Source organism: Caldanaerobius polysaccharolyticus DSM 13641 (assembly GCF_000427425.1).
Lineage (GTDB): Bacteria > Bacillota > Thermoanaerobacteria > Thermoanaerobacterales > Caldanaerobiaceae > Caldanaerobius > Caldanaerobius polysaccharolyticus.
Genome location: NZ_KE386495.1, coordinates 225,380 through 241,920 on the forward strand (window position 1 = coordinate 225,380; position 16,541 = coordinate 241,920).

Below are 16,541 nucleotides of genomic sequence, written 5' to 3' on the forward strand. Positions count from 1 at the left end.
AAAAAAAATATTTTACAATAACAGCTCATACATGTTTTACCTTACTTAAACAAAAAATAATAAATACCAAATCAAGATGAGGAGGTTTGACGATGACGACAAACAATATGAAGGCGATGGACGGAAACACTGCCGCAGCCTATGTGGCTTACGCCTTTACAGAAGTTGCAGCTATATACCCCATAACGCCATCATCGCCTATGGCGGAAATGGTAGACGAGTGGAGCTCCAAAGGCAGAAAAAACCTCTTTGGCCAGCCTGTTAAAGTAGTGGAGATGCAATCAGAAGCAGGAGCTGCTGCGGCCCTGCACGGTTCCCTACAGGCAGGGGCATTAGCCACCACTTTTACCGCATCCCAGGGCCTTCTCCTTATGATACCCAATATGTACAAAATAGCCGGCGAGCTGCTCCCAGCTGTATTGCACGTCAGCGCCAGGGCGGTAGCTACCCATGCCCTGTCCATCTTTGGCGACCACTCAGACGTGATGGCATGTAGGCAGACGGGCTTTGCTATGCTGTGCTCATCCAGCGTACAGGAAGTTATGGATTTAGCCGGAATTGCCCACCTGGCCGCTATCAAGAGCAGAATACCTTTTTTACACTTCTTTGACGGATTCAGGACATCCCATGAGATACAGAAAATCCACGTAATAGATTACCAGGACTTCGCAACACTGCTGGACTACGGCAAAGTCAATGAATTCAGGAGCAGGTCTTTAAATCCCGAACACCCTGTAATAAGAGGAACGGCCCAAAATCCCGATATATTCTTCCAGGGGCGGGAAGCCTCCAACAAGTTTTACGCTGCCGTACCTGACGTCGTCGAACACTACATGAAGGAAATGGCCAAAATCACAGGGCGAGCATACAGGCTTTTTGACTATTACGGCGCCCCTGACGCCGAAGACGTGATAGTAGCCATGGGCTCGGTATGCGATACCATTGAAGAAACCGTAGACTACCTTATATCAAAGGGAGAAAAGGTAGGAGTTTTAAAAGTAAGGCTTTACAGGCCGTTTTCGCTTAAACACTTTTTTGAAGCCATGCCTAAAACGGCAAAGAGGATAGCTGTGCTGGACAGGACAAAAGAACCCGGTTCACTGGGAGAGCCGTTATACCAGGATGTAGTTCACGCATACAACAGCGCACCCAATAAACCCCTTATAATAGGCGGAAGGTATGGCCTTGGTTCCAAAGATACGCGGCCTTCTCATATAGCAGCTGTCTTTGACAACCTTAAAGCGCCAAATCCAAAAGACCGCTTTACTATAGGTATTGTAGACGATGTAACCTATACCTCTTTGCCTGAAGGAAATATAAGTGTAGCCCAAGAGGGCATAAGCTGTAAATTCTGGGGTTTGGGCTCTGATGGAACCGTCGGCGCCAACAAAGCGGCCATAAAGATCATAGGCGATAATACCGATCTGTACGTGCAAGGATATTTCTCATACGACAGCAAAAAATCCGGTGGAACCACCGTATCCCACCTGAGGATAAGTCCTAAGCCCATAAAATCCCCATACTTTGTGCACCAGGCCGATTACATAGCGTGCCATAACAAGTCTTTTTTATACCAGTACGATCTATTAAAAGGCCTCAAGCCCAATGGGATATTTGTCCTCAACTGTCCGTGGAACATTCAAGAGCTGGAAGAAAAGCTGCCAGCCTCTATTAAAAGGTACATCGCCCAAAACAACATTCAGTTTTACATCATCGACGCGGTCTCCATAGCAAAGGAAATCGGGCTTGGAGGCAGGATCAATATGATTATGCAGGCAGCCTTCTTCAAGTTAACAAATATCATTCCACTGGACGCCGCGGTAAAATACCTTAAAGATTCTGTAGTGGCAAATTACGGTAAAAAAGGCCAGAATATTGTGGAAATGAACTGGAAAGCTGTTGATCGCGGCATAAGCTCACTGGTAAAAGTAAACGTACCCGACAGCTGGAAAAACGCCCAGGAAAATCAGGAAATTTTAGAGGACGAGCCGCCTTTTGTAAAAAACATTCAGCGGCCTATGGCCAGAATGGAAGGGGATAACCTGCCCGTCAGCGCTTTTTCAGGTATGGAAGATGGCACTTTTCCACCAGGTACCACGGCTTATGAAAAGAGGGGCATAGCTATTATGATACCCGAATGGCAGATTGACAAATGCATACAATGCAACCAGTGCTCTTTTATCTGCCCTCACAGCGTAATAAGGCCTTTCCTGCTAAACGAGCAAGAGCTGGCAAAGGCACCACAGACCTTCACAACAAAGCCTGCCGTAGGCCGCAACCTCGCAGGGCTTCATTACCGCATACAGGTGAGCCCGCTGGACTGCACTGGGTGTGGTAACTGCGCTGACATATGCCCTGCTCCAGGTAAAGCCCTGGTGATGGTAGACGCTGAAAAGCAAACTGAAAGGGAAGCAGCCAACTGGGAATTCGCCATCACCCTTTCGATAAAAGACAATCTCATGGACGTGCACACCTTAAAAGGCAGCCAGTTCGCAAAGCCCCTCTTCGAGTTCCACGGCGCATGCCCTGGCTGCGGCGAAACACCTTATATAAAGCTCATAACCCAACTGTACGGCGACAGGATGATGATAGCCAACGCTACAGGTTGTTCTTCCATATACGGAGCCAGTGCGCCCTCCATCCCTTATACCATCAACGCCCAGGGCAAGGGGCCGACGTGGGCCAACTCGCTGTTTGAAGACAACGCCGAATACGGCTACGGTATGTTTCTGGCCGTAAACCACATAAGGGAGAAGCTTAAAGGCCTGGTAAAACAAGCTCTAGACATGCCAATCAGTCAGCGACTAAAAGAAGCGCTGGAAGAATGGCTTGAGGCCATGGACGACGGCAATGCCTCTAAAACGGCATCAGCCAGATTACTCGATGAATTAAAAAATTTTAACTACAAGGGCAATAAAGTGCTGGAAGAGATCGTATCATACAAAGACTTCCTCGTAAAAAAATCCCACTGGATAATAGGCGGCGACGGGTGGGCTTACGATATAGGCTATAGCGGGCTTGACCACGTACTGGCTTCAGGAGCCGACGTCAACGTCCTGGTATTGGATACAGAGGTGTATTCCAACACTGGAGGTCAGTCCTCCAAATCAACACCTACAGCAGCGGTAGCTAAATTCGCCTCAGCAGGCAAAAGGATAACCAAAAAGGACCTGGGCCTTATATTCATGAGCTATGGGTATATATACGTAGCACAAATATCCATGGGAGCGGATATGAATCAAACCGTAAAAGCCATTACAGAAGCCGAGAAGTACAAAGGCCCTTCCCTTATCATCGCTTATGCGCCTTGCATAAATCATGGCATAAAGATGGGTATGGGTACAAGCATAGCAGAAGAGAAAAAAGCCGTACAAAGCGGATACTGGCACCTGTACAGATACAATCCTGAGCTCAAAAAGCAAGGCAAAAATCCCTTTATACTGGATTCAAAGGCTCCTACTCAGTCATTTAAGGATTTCCTGCAAGGAGAAATACGCTACTCATCGCTTATGAATGTAGCACCCGACATAGCTCAGCAGCTGTTTGAGCAAGCAGAAAAGCACGCCAGAGCGCGTTATGAAACGTACAAAAAGTTATCAGAACAATCATACATTTGATATAAAAAGTGGGCTATACAGCTCACTTTTTATATACAGATTAATACCGCTAAGACTTAATAAGTCAAAGCGGTATTTTTATTTTCTAAGTAAGACTATCTAAAACATTTTAAAAAACACTTAACGAGATATGTTTCAACCCCTCATAGGTAGACTCAAAACTTATTATTTTCTTTATATCTTCAGCTTTTTGGCTTATGTTTCAATCCCTCATAGGTAGACTCAAAACGCTCAATTCTCAAGGCGGTGTATATTTCAATATTCTGAGTTTCAATCCCTCATAGGTAGACTCAAAACGCACCTTCTCTGCCATCTCCATCCATTTTTGAAGTGAGTTTCAATCCCTCATAGGTAGACTCAAAACTCAGCTTCAATAGGCGTAATAGGGTGAATGTTATTATGTTTCAATCCCTCATAGGTAGACTCAAAACTGACGGCTGCTAGTACCGTTCATCATATCGTTGAGAGTTTCAATCCCTCATAGGTAGACTCAAAACTGCTGGTACTATCGCCTCTCAACTCTGCTGTCATGTGTTTCAATCCCTCATAGGTAGACTCAAAACAAACGGAGTCATTATGTTTGACGACATTGGCATGTGTTTCAATCCCTCATAGGTAGACTCAAAACGTTCATTTAACGCTTTATCTATGTCCCAACCTCTTAAGTTTCAATCCCTCATAGGTAGACTCAAAACCATTTTATACACTCCTTTTTTATTTTTTTGTTTTGCTGGTTTCAATCCCTCATAGGTAGACTCAAAACCAGCACAAGTTATGGACGTTGAAAAGATAGCAAGTCAGTTTCAATCCCTCATAGGTAGACTCAAAACTTATATTTATTCCTGGTATCCTGTTTATGGCTCGGAGTTTCAATCCCTCATAGGTAGACTCAAAACCCGTACAGAGCACTTAAAGCGGTATTTTTACGCCAACGCAATAATAATAATCAAACATCCCAATTATCATTTGCAATTCAATGATATTATAATTTTTCTTTTAAATCAAGGTTTTTGATATAAAAAAATGTGTCGTCTAACCCCCGCTGTTTTTACGCTACCGCAGGTCGACGACATTGAAAACTTAAAATCTATATGATTATGTCATCTCCAATTTTACTCCCACAGCATTTCCTATTTTCCCACTGTACTCAAGTCTAATCTTAAGAAACCAATTAAGTATTCCCTCGCCTCATCTCATCTTATATAACTCTCTAGATAAGCACCGATTATAATAACAAGAGAAATTATTTATCACGCGCACCAGGCGCCTAGGATTTGAGAGTCGAGGCGATCATCAGTTAGATATCAAAAGGCTACTGGAGAATATCCAATAGCCAGATTTTATTCACTGCCAAGGCCAATGAATACTTAAAAGAACAGTGCGTTGTTTTAATTATTTTTGATTAGCATCTACCCAGTCTTTTGCATCTCTTACAGCAGCCTCAGAAGGTATAGCCACATTGGAGACAGGTTTCACCTTGTGTATGTCGGCCCATGCGGCTGTTTCATGTTTTTCAATCACTTTATAAGGATGGACTCGCTTATCTTTCTCTTTTTTGCCCATAAGAATTCAACCTCCTCAAAGAATATTATCTTCAGATACACCATATTTCATCCGCATATCTCCTGTCAGAATTATACTGGAGTTCTGCTCCCATAAATAACTTTAAATTTAAAAATTTTTGGTTATAATCTCCCAGCATTTTACCTGACAGGGATTTTTTCTCATAAACTACTTTTTTCTGATTTCAGGAGTGTATTGCAATCCAGCCCATATTCCATTTGTACATTTGTAATTAAAACCCATTCCGGCATGCATAAGTAGGATTACTGCCATAGATGTCGGTCACCACCGATGCCGTTTGGTGCAGATCTCGTATTTGTACATATCACCTTCCTTGACACCCTCTACAAAAAGCCACCAGATCCCCACACCTTTTACTCCGAGCATCCTGTGGTTTCTGGAATCATCTAGGCAAAATGAAAAGCTCCATCTTCACTTTCACTGAAAAAATCTCCATAAGTCAAGCTAAACACACTATCCCATCTTCCTCGTTGCAATTTGCGTGAAACGTCATACCTGTTCTGGATAAGCTTACCCAACACACCCGCTCCTGCTATATCTCCCTGTATTATAGCTCCATAGATAATATTTCCCTTATACACCACCTTATAATAATACCCAGGACCATCGCATACCGCGACATCGTAGCTACTATCAGGGGGTTCAGCATAACCATAGCTTATGGTGGGCAGGCCAAAAAACTTCATGGAATTTTTAAAAGCAAAGTTATCTTCAAGGACCTTATTTATCCCTACCATATTGTATGCCGCCACCTCCCCTTGCCTTACAGCCACAGGCCAGATCGGCGTTAGCGCGTATTGTCTTATGAACATCTCATAAGACTGACATACATCACCAGCTGCGTAAACATCCTCTATAGAGCTTCTCTGATGTTCGTCTACCAAAATGCCTTTTTGAGTTTTAAGCTGTCCCCCTTCCACCTCGGGAAAACTGGGCTTTACACCTACCGCCACGATTATCATATCGGCATCAATTGTGCTTCCGTCAGATAAGGCAACTCCTTTCACATCCCCCGTAGTGCCATAAATCACTTTTGAAATGGCCTTACCCGTCACAATATCTATCCCCTCTTCTTTAAAAAGCCCCTGGTAGTTCTCAGCCGCCTTTTGGTCCAGTTGTTGAGGTAATATATGCTCTTTCATCTCCACTACAATCACTTTAATTCCGCGTCTATTAAGGCTTACTGCCACGTCCAGCCCTATAAGTCCTCCACCGATCACCACAGCGCGCTTGCACGCCTTAGACGCTTCTTTGATCTCCTGGGCATCGCCTATGTTTTTTAACGTAAAGATGTATCTGCCCTTCTCTATTCCTTCACGTAACCCTTCCAAAGGCGGAACAACAGGTGTAGAACCGGTGGCTATAAGGAGCTTATCGTATGTATACTCTTTTCCATCAGAAGTGACAACGCGTTTTTCATAAGGCTGAACCTTTACTACCTCGGTGCCCTTTATCCACTGTATCCTATTCCTCTCAAAAAAATCGCCTTCCACAAATCTCATTTCATCCAAAGACCTGTCGCCGCTGATAAAAAGGTGAAGCATACAGCGGGAATATACCATCTGATCCTTTGAAATTAAGGTTATATCTCCTTCGCGGTCTAATTTCCTAAGATTTCTCGCGCAACTTATTCCAGCAGCGCTGGCACCTATAACCACATACCTCATGAATATCCCCTCACTTTAAAGCTACATCGATAAGGCGAATAGCCTCTGTAGGACAGCTTTGCACGCAGGCAGGGGCCTCCTCTCCCACGCACATATCGCACTTTACAGCAGCAGTCCCATCCCAGTTAGGTTTGATCATGCCATAAGGGCACGACATAACGCACATAAAGCAACCAGCGCATATTTCTTGATCGCAGATTACATATCCCGTTTTCTCATCCTTTTTCAAGGCGCCGGACATACACGCTTTTACGCACTCTGGATCATCACAATGGCGGCAGAAAATAGGTATAATCCTCCCTTGATCATCTAAAACAATCTGGTTGGTAAACTCATTGACCTCATCCAAAAGGTCCAACTCCAACACCGAGCGGACGCCTGCATGGTGGGCCATACATGCCAGGACGCAGTTCATGCAACCCTGGCATGCATCTGGCTGTACATATATCCTCTTCATCTCTAACACCTCTTTACAGCCCTAGCTGTTTCCTGCGTTCCAAGATAATAGCCTCGAGCTTATCGGCAGAGGACTTTACGTCGCCATCCACTATCAGTCTTCCTCCGGTAATGTCAGGTAATTGCTCTGTCAAAATCTCTGTCACCAGCTTGCTTCCCGTTATAAAAGGAGGAAGGGCTAGATGCAAAGGCAATCCCAGCGCCAACCCGAAAGCGCCGTCTGCCAACGCCTGCTCTTCTAACCATTGAGGAGCTGATAACACCAGTGGCAACTGGGGAATATCTATATTCAGCATTTGAGCTAGCTCCGCTGCCACCATCTCCAGCCTACCTATAGCCAGACACGGCCCGAAATTTAATACAGGAGGAATGCCCAAAGACCTGCAAACCTCTTTTAGACTATCGCCAGCAAGTTCCACTGCGTCAGGTGACATAAACCCGCAGTTTTCCAGGCCTCCACTGGTGCATCCTGCAGACAAAACCAGTACATCTCGTTTTATAAGTTCCTTGGTCAGCTCTACTGTGAAAACGTCGTGGCCTATGGCGGTCAAATTGGAACACCCTACGATTCCCGCTATCCCCTTAATCCTGCCGGAGGCGACGAGATCAATAAGGGGCTTATAGCTTCCGCCCAAAAATTCTTTAAGCGACATCTCGCTTACCCCTGTCAGGGAGTTTTCATAACCGTGATCAGCAGGTACATCTATGCTTACCCTGCCTCTCCTGGACTTGTAACTGGCCACGGCTTCTTTGATAATCCTATCAGCTATTTCCAGCGCCTTTTCGGGGCTGTACTGAATCAAATCCGCATTGGCCTTTTTAGCCACGTCGTCTACGCATATCTGCTTTACCATGTACTTATCAGCAACAGCCTCCAGACCGGGTATGGTACAATTAAATTCAGACACCACCAGGTCTATCGCTCCTGTGGCCAGCACCGCTTCGCTGGTAAAGTTGTTGCCGGCATGCCCTGCAAATATTTCCTCAGCGTGCTCACCCCTTAACTGGAAGTCCTGGCCCACGCACGTGCAACCTATAAGCCTGAACCCCTTAGCCCCGGCCTCCGTGGCCATTTTCTTTACGTCTTCATCGCTCAACCGCTTCAGCAAAACGCCAAAGAGCGACTGTTGATGGCCTGTAGGCATTATGTTTATGTAATCAGGATCTATAACCCTGAATCCTACAGCTGCCGACCTCAATACAGGTTCTCCCATCATTATATCGTTAAGCTTGTTGGTCAGTGCCAAACCATAAATCCCTGTCGCTATGCCCAGCCTCAGCACATGCATCAGCATATCCACAGGGTCGCTGGACAGATTGGTGCTGCTCTTAACCACAGCGTCAAAGACCTCTGACTTAGCACCGCCCGGCAGAATGCCTAGCTTACTCCACTTCTCATACCTCATCTCAGGTGCCATATACTTTAGCATTTCCATCTCTTGCTCCCTGGGCTTATAGAGATCTGCCATCACCATATCTGCCAACCTCGATGCCCTTTCACTTTCGCTATGGGCTTCAATTCCTAATTTTTCCGAAAGCATTTGCAGCGTCCTGATTCCTTTTAATTCCATATCCATCTGCCCTGTAGCTATCTTTTTGAGGTTGTTGGCCGCATTTTCTACCACGTGTAGATAACATCCTGCACCTGCGGCTACCGCCCTCAGGAAATTGCGCGCTACAATAGTATCTGCGTCAGCCCCGCATACGCCTCTTTGGTGTTTAGGTGTAATCCTACAAGGGCCGTTGGCACACAGCCTGCAACATACCCCTTGAAGGCCAAACCCGCACTTCACATTCTGGCGCGGCTTTCGATGAAACGACGTCTCTAGGTCCTTTTTACTCCTGATAAACTCGCCTAATCTTTCATCAGCTGTTTCACAAAGTGTGCAAATTTCCATACATATCTCCTCCTACGGCGTATTTAAGTATACTATTTTAGTATACTATTATTTATAAATAAAGACAGAAACCGAAATCAGTTTCCATCCATCTTCGCTAGCGTAGCAAAATCGTATTTTTCAAACTCTTTAGATACCACATCCATAACCGAGCAAAAAGCCCTGTGTATGGCACAGTAACCTGTAGCGTTTTTATTACAAGCAGCAGGATCTATCTGACACCGGGTCAGCGCCATAGTGCCTTCTACTGCCAGAATTACGTCTTTCATGGTGATATTTTCAGGATTGTTTGCCAGCCTGTATCCTCCGTTTTTACCGCGAGATGACTCAATAATACCTGCCTTTATTAGGTCCCTGCATATCTTCAGCAAAAACCTCTTAGGTATTTTCTCCGCATCCGAAATGGCGTCAGCTTCTACCACCTCGCCTTTTTTCCTCGAAAGGTGAAGGACAATTCTCAATGCATAATCCGATGCCTGCGTAAGCCTCATCTGTTCACCCTTATCTACTTATAAAGTATACTAAATTAGTACACTATTATTTTACCCCATTGTCGTCTATTTGTCAACATTTCCAAAGAGAAATTGCTGTAGCTTTCATGTTATAATCATCTTAGCAGTCTAAATATAAAAGCAGGGGGTAAAATTTATGAATACCATTAGAGTCGCATTGTTGCAGATGTTTCCCCATGGGAATGATCAGAGAAAAAACCTTGAAAAGGGTGATGAATTTTGCCGTAAAGCAAGCAAATTAGGTGCTGACATAGCCCTTTTCCCCGAGATGTGGAATATCGGTTACACACCTTATCATACCGAAGTTTGGGACCACAACTATAATCCTTTAAATCCTAAATACCCGGAATTGAGAGAAAAATGGAAGGAACAAGCTATAAGCCAAAATGACGATTTTATTATACACTTTATCAATCTGGCCAGAGAATTAGACATGGCTATCGCGATTACTTATTTGGAAAAATGGCCTGGCTCGCCGAGGAACTCAATGGCGCTCATAGATAGGCACGGCAAAATCGTTATGACGTATGCCAAAGTCCATACATGCGATTTTTCTTTAGAGGCAGCGTGCACACCAGGGGAAGATTTCTATGTATGTGATCTAAATACAAAAAGCAGCAATATAAAAGTCGGAGCCATGATATGCTACGACAGAGAATTCCCCGAAAGCGCAAGGATACTTATGTTAAAAGGAGCTGAACTTATATTAATACCTAACGCCTGTGAAATGGACATTAACCGGGCTGCTCAACTAAGGGCGAGAGCTTTTGAAAATATGGTGGCAGTTGCCCTGGCAAATTACGCCGGTGAAGAACAGGGAAATTCCATGGCGTACGATGGAATGGCGTATGACGAAAATGGCAAATCAAGGGATATGCTCGTCATCAAAGCCGGAAAAAGCGAAGGGATATATATAGCAGAGTTTGATATCGACAAATTGCGAGAGTATAGAAGCCGGGAAACATGGGGAAATGCATTCAGAAAGCCCGATCGATATGCAATGCTTATATCACCCGAGGTAAATGAACCTTTCATAAGAAAAGAAGCGCGAAGATAAAAAGGAAACATCAAATTTCCGTTCTATATTGACATATTTAACTTTACACCATATAATTAGAATTGATATATGAATGATTATTCAATTGTTCATATAATACATACGTAAAAGGGTTAATCCATATAAATGAAAAGTTTTGAAAGGAATGGTTGTAAAATGAGCCAAAAGACAACAATGGAGCTAATCCTTGAAGGATTGGAATGTGCAAACTGTGCTATGAAAATTGAAGCAAAGGTAAATGAACTAAAGGGTGTAAAGCATGCAAGCCTAAACTTCGCTACGAAAGCACTGTCTGTTGAAATAGATGATACGATTAATAGCAATGATATTTTCTCTTTGGTGAAAAAAATAGTAAAAGATATTGAGCCAGAGGTTGAGGTTGTAGACAACAAAGAACGGGATGCAAAGTGTGCTTGTGAGGATGATAGCAGTAACGCAGCTTCAAACATTGAAGCAAATAACAGGAAGAAGGCTATACGATTTGGCATTTCGGCATTATTTTTTGCCGCTGCCCTTTTGATTGAGTTTCCTTACTGGATAGATTTTACGCTCTTTTTAATCAGCTATATCCTATCAGGTGGCGAAGTAGTGCTAAAAGCTTTTAAGAACATTACAAAAGGTCAGGTATTCGACGAAAATTTCTTAATGACCATTGCTACGGTAGGTGCATTTATTATTCATGAATTCCCCGAAGGCGTAGCTGTTATGCTTTTCTTCCAGGTCGGCACGTTATTACAGAATATAGCTGTAAACCGTTCCAGAAAATCTATTGTAGCACTTATGGATATTCGCCCCGATTTTGCTAACCTAAAAGTAGGTGACGAAATTAAGAAAGTATCGCCCAAAGATGTTAAAACTGGCGATATTATCGTGGTTAAGCCTGGTGAAAAAATACCTTTGGACGGTAAAATAATTGAAGGAAAATCAATGGTAGATACCTCTGCATTAACCGGCGAATCTGTACCAAGAGAGGTCGAGATCGGAAATGATGTTTTAGCTGGCTTTATCAATAAAAACGGTCTTTTAACGGTCGAAGTTTCTAAAGAGTTTGGTGAGTCTACCGTATCCAAAATACTCGATCTGGTGCAGAACGCAAGCAGCAGGAAATCCCCGACCGAAAACTTTATCACTAAATTTGCAAGCCGTTATACTCCTGTTGTAACAATAGCAGCAGCACTTATCGCTATCGTCCCCCCTCTTATTATCCCAGGTGCTACCTTTACAGATTGGTTTTACAGGGCAATGGTATTTTTGGTAATCTCCTGCCCATGTGCGCTGGTCATTTCAATCCCGTTGGGCTTCTTCGGTGGTATCGGTGGAGCCTCTAAAAACGGTGTGCTTGTAAAGGGTAGTAATTATCTTGAAGCGTTAAATGATGTGGATACGGTTGTATTTGATAAAACCGGTACTTTGACCAAAGGTGTGTTTAAGGTAACACAGGTAAACCCGCAAGGCAATGTATCAAAGGACGAACTATTAGAATACGCTGCTTTTGCCGAAAGCTATTCAAACCACCCTATTGCCCTTTCGATTTTGAAGGCTTATGGTAAGGAAGTAGATAAAAACGAGATTGAAAATTATGAAGAAATTTCAGGCCACGGAATAAAGGTAAAGGTAAGAGGAAGAACAGTCCTTGCAGGAAATGCAAAGCTTATGGCACAGGAAAATATCGCCTATGTTAATACCGACGCTGTAGGTACAGTCGTACACATAGCGGTAGACGGCGTATATGCCGGATTTATAGTAATATCCGACGAAGTAAAAGAGGACTCCGCCAATGCCCTGAAAGCCTTAAAAAGCATCGGCGTAAGAAAGCTCGTCATGCTTACAGGTGACAGTAAGGCAGTAGCTGAAAAGATTGGCAACCAGTTAGGGCTTGATGAAGTCCATGCCGAACTTCTCCCCGACCAAAAGGTCGAAAAGCTTGAAATGCTGGAAAAGCAGAAATCACCTAAAGGGAAGCTTGTATTCGTTGGGGATGGTATCAACGACGCCCCCGTGTTAGCCCGTGCAGATGTCGGGGTAGCAATGGGCGGTTTAGGCTCTGACGCAGCAATTGAAGCTGCTGATGTGGTATTAATGACTGACGAACCTTCAAAGCTTGTGAGCGCTATAAAGATTGCCAAAAGGACACGCCGTATTGTATGGCAGAATATAATATTTTCACTGGGCGTAAAGATTATCGTACTGGCGTTAGGTGCTGGCGGTATAGCCACCATGTGGGAAGCGGTATTTGCCGATGTTGGTGTCGCACTTATAGCAGTAGTTAACTCAATGCGGGTTCAATACCAATAAGCCTTTTCATATCCTGGGGCAGCGGCGCTTCAAAACGCACTCTTTCGCCCGTGCGGGGATGCGAAAAGGACATCTCGCAACAATGCAACGCTTGCCTTATTATGCGTTCATCTTCATGGCCGTAAAGGGTATCCCCTACTATGGGATGCCCTGCATAACTTAAATGTACCCTTATCTGGTGAGTACGCCCTGTTTCCAGCTTAAGTAAAAGCGCCGTCATGTCCTCGAGCCTTTTCAACGTGCGGTAATGAGTAACCGCCCTCTGGCCGTCTTGAGAAACCCACCTTTCAATGACGCTGCCTGGTTTGCGGGCTATAGGCGCATCAATGGTACCCTCGTCTTTTTCCATTACGCCCTCTACTATAGCTATATAAGCCTTCTCCATGTGACCGTACTGCTGTATCGCGTTGTGGGCGTATTGATTTAAGGCGATTATCAGAACCCCCGACGTGTCCCTATCAAGGCGGTTTACGGGATGGAATCCTCTCTTTAAGCCCTTTTTACTAAAATAGTAAATCACTCCATTGCCTATGGTGTCATCGTAATGATACGCCGTGGGATGGACGACCACCCCGGCTTGCTTGTTCAGCACCAGTATATCCTCATCTTCGTACATAATATCCAGAGGTACAGGCGATGGCACTATGTCGCAGTCTTCCGCAAGGTCTATGTCCACTACATCGCCGCATTCCACTCGATCCCACGGATGCGCTATCTCGCCGTTTAAAAATATCTTACCTGTGGATTTTAACCTGTGTAAAGCCCTCTTGGAAAACCTCATGTGCTTTAAAAATTCCCCTACGCTCATACCGGCGCATTCGGCATCAACTTTAAGCCTCATTCAAGCCCCTCCAGATCAAAATCGGGTATAAATTCCTCACAGGCCGCTTCTCCTTCCTGAACAAACCCATTTTCCAATCCTATATTGAAAAAATATTCGATAAGATCTTGGTACTCTTTTTCACTTACCTTTTTATTGAGCTCAGGGTAATTCACCGCTTTATAATACGGCGTGTACTGAGACATCAAATTTACGTATACACCTGAAGGGAGGTTATCCCTTATCCAATCCAGCACTTTTTTAGAATCCTCTACCTTACCCGGCAACAGGAGATGTCTTATCATAAGCCCACCTGTCATAATACCATCGCTGTCAAACCTAGGCTCACCTACCTGCCTGAACATCTCCATAATAGCCCTGGTGGCGTAAAAGAAATAATCCTTAGCCCCTGAATACCTGGTTGCCAGTGTATCATCATAGTACTTCAAATCGGGAAGGTAAACGTCCACCAGGCCATCTAGCATTTCAAGGGCTTCCACGTTTTCGTATGCGCTGGTATTGTACACCACAGGCAATTTAAGCCCTTTTCCCCTGGCTAATATAATAGCGTCCTTTATCTGGGGAATATATACCGTAGGTGTTACCAGATTCACGTTGTGAGCCCCCATATCCTGCAGGTGCACAAAGATATCGGCCAGCTTTTCCACGGAAATCACCCGCCCGTAATTTTCCTGGCTTATCCTGTAATTCTGGCAAAAAAGACACTTTAAATTGCAATGAGAGAAAAAAACCGTGCCAGAACCGCGGGTACCGCTTATAGGGGGCTCCTCCCATCGATGCAGGTATGCCTTTGCCACCACGATATCACTGGTGGCACCACAAAATCCCTTTTCTCCCATGTTTCTGTCTACCCCACACCTTCGTGGGCAAAGCTCGCATTTATAAAGTTCTTTCCACATAGGATTCCTCCACTGAATACCGGTATTATAAGCTCAAATGTAAACGTCTATATACCTGTTTACTTTTCCGTGAACAAATACTACGTACTTATCCACCTTCTTTTCGCTTGCGGGTACATCATGGTAAAATCGCTCAAAGGTAACCCATTTTAAAATCTGCCCTAAAGACCTGCCTGTCAACTCGGGTATATGCTCATCCACCCATTTTTTATCTTTTAAGAGGGATTTTACATACTCCCTATCTCTTTTATCAGACCTTGACGGCATAAAATCGGGAACCGATGCGGTATTATGGTTTAGCATGTAATCAAATTTAACCATATCGCCTATAAACTCCAGGGCATAAATGCCCTCTTTACACTTTAGGTATTCTAGCAGCAATTTATAGAGATTGACAAGGGATAAATTATGACCATAAAGCCCTTTTGCTGACCAGAATCTTTTAAAGTCTTCGTAAAAAGCGAAAGGGCTTTTATAGCGCGATACGGCGTAATCCAGGGTGTATTTAAATTTGCCCGTGTTATAATATTTGTTTACAAGGAATGCAATGCCTTTTAAGGCGCATAGGTCTTCATAGCTCATCCACCTATTGTACAGTATTTCATAAGGTGGCTGAGACCTGTAAACAATACCGTATTCCCCTGCCATATCCCTGAGAGCCGTGCCCTTTAATAGCTTGAGAAACCCTAGCTGTATCTCATGGGGTCTGCACATGTACAGATCGTCAAATGCCCTGGCAAAGGTCTCGTAAGTATCATAAGGAAGCCCTGCGATCAAATCAGCGTGTACCTTTACCCCTGAATCCACCAGACGCCTTATTTCGCCCAAAGCCCTGTTTACGTTGGGATTTCTTCCTACTGCCCTTAGCGAATCGGGATTTGTGGTCTGCAAGCCAGCCTCAAATTGAAGCCTGTGCTCTATTCCTTTCATGGCCTCTATAAACTCATCGGAGATCAGCTCAGGGTTTACCTCGCACTGAAATACCACATCTCTGGGCAACCCTCGAATGATGTTAAATATCTCCACAGCCCGCTCGGTGTCGCAGTTAAATGACCTGTCCACTAACTTGACGACACCTACATTGGATTGAGCTATCCTGTAGAGGTCCTCCTTTACCTTGTCTAAACTGGCGTACCTCACGCCATTATCCCGTGAGGACAGGCAGTATTTGCACCCAAAAGGGCATCCCCTTGACGTCTCATAGTAAATGTATCGGTTGCTGTAATCCTCGTCCACGTCATAGGCAAAAGGCAGCATATTCATATCCACGGGTTGGGCCGGCGGTTTAACCACGCACCTTTTTACATCTCCACGGGCTATGCGCCTAATAAGCTGCCTAAAGCTCTCTTCCCCTTCGCCCATGACCACGAAGTCCACAAAATTCCACTGAGACAAAATCTCTTCTGCACTGTAGGATACTTCAGGCCCTCCCAACACTATTTTTACCCGTGGTCTCACCTTTTTCAGGTTTTCACAAAGGTACATGGTCTGCTGGATATTCCATATATAACACGAAAACCCAACCACATCAGCATCGTACGACGCTATCCGCTCAAGGACAAGATCCATGCTGTCGTTTATAGTATACTCCTGGTATTCCACATCTACGCCGTCTTGCTGGCAATAACGCGCCAGAAGCCTTACAGCAGGACTTGTGTGACAATAACTGGCGTTTAACGCCACTAACAGCACTTTCATTGTTTTCCTCCTGAATT

At 44.4% G+C, this 16,541-nt stretch carries 11 protein-coding genes and 1 CRISPR repeat array; of the genes, 3 read left to right on the forward strand and 8 right to left on the reverse strand.

Translation table 11 applies throughout. The annotated features are described in order from the left end of the window. Nucleotides 1–92 precede the first annotated feature (92 nt). On the forward strand, nucleotides 93–3,617 hold the full coding sequence (gene nifJ / locus CALPO_RS0107450; RefSeq protein ID WP_051585915.1) for a pyruvate:ferredoxin (flavodoxin) oxidoreductase: 3,525 nt from the start codon (nucleotides 93–95) through the stop codon (nucleotides 3,615–3,617). 132 nt (nucleotides 3,618–3,749) lie between these two features. Further along, a CRISPR array of direct repeats spans nucleotides 3,750–4,513; the repeat unit is 30 nt; unit sequence GTTTCAATCCCTCATAGGTAGACTCAAAAC. A gap of 496 nt (nucleotides 4,514–5,009) precedes the next feature. On the opposite strand, the gene CALPO_RS14445 is transcribed toward nifJ, so the two are convergent. The 5 genes from CALPO_RS14445 to CALPO_RS0107475 form a co-directional block, all read right to left on the reverse strand. After that, the gene (locus CALPO_RS14445; protein WP_084295230.1) at nucleotides 5,010–5,180 is read right to left on the reverse strand and encodes a CDIF630_02480 family spore surface protein; all 171 of its coding nucleotides are present in this window, start codon (nucleotides 5,178–5,180) and stop codon (nucleotides 5,010–5,012) included. Nucleotides 5,181–5,587: 407 nt separating this feature from the next. Then, nucleotides 5,588–6,868 carry an NAD(P)/FAD-dependent oxidoreductase gene (locus CALPO_RS0107460; protein ID WP_026486751.1) on the reverse strand — a complete coding sequence of 427 codons (1,281 nt, stop codon included), beginning with the start codon at nucleotides 6,866–6,868 and terminating at the stop codon, nucleotides 5,588–5,590. A gap of 10 nt (nucleotides 6,869–6,878) precedes the next feature. Next, nucleotides 6,879–7,325 (reverse strand): 4Fe-4S dicluster domain-containing protein, encoded by a 447-nt coding sequence (locus tag CALPO_RS0107465; protein WP_026486752.1) that lies wholly within the window; start codon nucleotides 7,323–7,325, stop codon nucleotides 6,879–6,881. A 13-nt stretch (nucleotides 7,326–7,338) separates the two neighbouring features. Continuing rightward, a complete protein-coding gene (cooS, locus tag CALPO_RS0107470) occupies nucleotides 7,339–9,222 on the reverse strand; it encodes an anaerobic carbon-monoxide dehydrogenase catalytic subunit (RefSeq protein WP_026486753.1) in 1,884 nt (627 codons plus the stop codon). Nucleotides 9,223–9,299: 77 nt separating this feature from the next. After that, on the reverse strand, nucleotides 9,300–9,713 hold the full coding sequence (locus CALPO_RS0107475; RefSeq protein ID WP_026486754.1) for an RrF2 family transcriptional regulator: 414 nt from the start codon (nucleotides 9,711–9,713) through the stop codon (nucleotides 9,300–9,302). Nucleotides 9,714–9,870: 157 nt separating this feature from the next. Here CALPO_RS0107475 and CALPO_RS0107480 point away from each other — a divergent pair, with 157 nt between their 5' ends. Next, nucleotides 9,871–10,791, forward strand: a complete 921-nt coding sequence (locus CALPO_RS0107480; RefSeq protein WP_026486755.1) for a carbon-nitrogen hydrolase family protein — start codon at nucleotides 9,871–9,873, stop codon at nucleotides 10,789–10,791. Nucleotides 10,792–10,917: 126 nt separating this feature from the next. Next, nucleotides 10,918–13,086: a heavy metal translocating P-type ATPase gene (locus tag CALPO_RS0107485; RefSeq protein ID WP_281172762.1), complete on the forward strand. Its 2,169-nt coding sequence runs from the start codon at nucleotides 10,918–10,920 to the stop codon at nucleotides 13,084–13,086. On the opposite strand, the gene CALPO_RS0107490 is transcribed toward CALPO_RS0107485, so the two are convergent. Genes CALPO_RS0107490 through CALPO_RS0107500 form a run of 3 tightly spaced genes read right to left on the reverse strand, consistent with a single transcriptional unit; the run spans nucleotide 13,058 to nucleotide 16,524 of the window. Further along, nucleotides 13,058–13,927, reverse strand: a complete 870-nt coding sequence (locus CALPO_RS0107490) for an RluA family pseudouridine synthase (RefSeq protein WP_026486757.1) — start codon at nucleotides 13,925–13,927, stop codon at nucleotides 13,058–13,060. The two genes, CALPO_RS0107485 and CALPO_RS0107490, sit on opposite strands and share 29 nt — an antisense overlap. Then, the gene (locus CALPO_RS0107495) at nucleotides 13,924–14,826 is read right to left on the reverse strand and encodes a radical SAM protein (RefSeq protein ID WP_026486758.1); all 903 of its coding nucleotides are present in this window, start codon (nucleotides 14,824–14,826) and stop codon (nucleotides 13,924–13,926) included. Before CALPO_RS0107495 ends, CALPO_RS0107490 begins: the two co-directional genes overlap by 4 nt. A gap of 33 nt (nucleotides 14,827–14,859) precedes the next feature. Next, entirely contained in the window at nucleotides 14,860–16,524 is a 1,665-nt protein-coding gene (locus CALPO_RS0107500; protein WP_026486759.1) for a B12-binding domain-containing radical SAM protein, read from the reverse strand. Nucleotides 16,525–16,541: the final 17 nt, after the last annotated feature.

Coding starts and splice junctions, on each gene's coding strand:
- nifJ (WP_051585915.1), top strand. CDS start 93: ATGACGACAAACAATATGAAGGCGATGGACGGAAACACTGCCGCAGCC.
- CALPO_RS14445 (WP_084295230.1), bottom strand. CDS start 5,180: ATGGGCAAAAAAGAGAAAGATAAGCGAGTCCATCCTTATAAAGTGATT.
- CALPO_RS0107460 (WP_026486751.1), bottom strand. CDS start 6,868: ATGAGGTATGTGGTTATAGGTGCCAGCGCTGCTGGAATAAGTTGCGCG.
- CALPO_RS0107465 (WP_026486752.1), bottom strand. CDS start 7,325: ATGAAGAGGATATATGTACAGCCAGATGCATGCCAGGGTTGCATGAAC.
- cooS (WP_026486753.1), bottom strand. CDS start 9,222: ATGGAAATTTGCACACTTTGTGAAACAGCTGATGAAAGATTAGGCGAG.
- CALPO_RS0107475 (WP_026486754.1), bottom strand. CDS start 9,713: ATGAGGCTTACGCAGGCATCGGATTATGCATTGAGAATTGTCCTTCAC.
- CALPO_RS0107480 (WP_026486755.1), top strand. CDS start 9,871: ATGAATACCATTAGAGTCGCATTGTTGCAGATGTTTCCCCATGGGAAT.
- CALPO_RS0107485 (WP_281172762.1), top strand. CDS start 10,918: ATGAAAAGTTTTGAAAGGAATGGTTGTAAAATGAGCCAAAAGACAACA.
- CALPO_RS0107490 (WP_026486757.1), bottom strand. CDS start 13,927: ATGAGGCTTAAAGTTGATGCCGAATGCGCCGGTATGAGCGTAGGGGAA.
- CALPO_RS0107495 (WP_026486758.1), bottom strand. CDS start 14,826: ATGTGGAAAGAACTTTATAAATGCGAGCTTTGCCCACGAAGGTGTGGG.
- CALPO_RS0107500 (WP_026486759.1), bottom strand. CDS start 16,524: ATGAAAGTGCTGTTAGTGGCGTTAAACGCCAGTTATTGTCACACAAGT.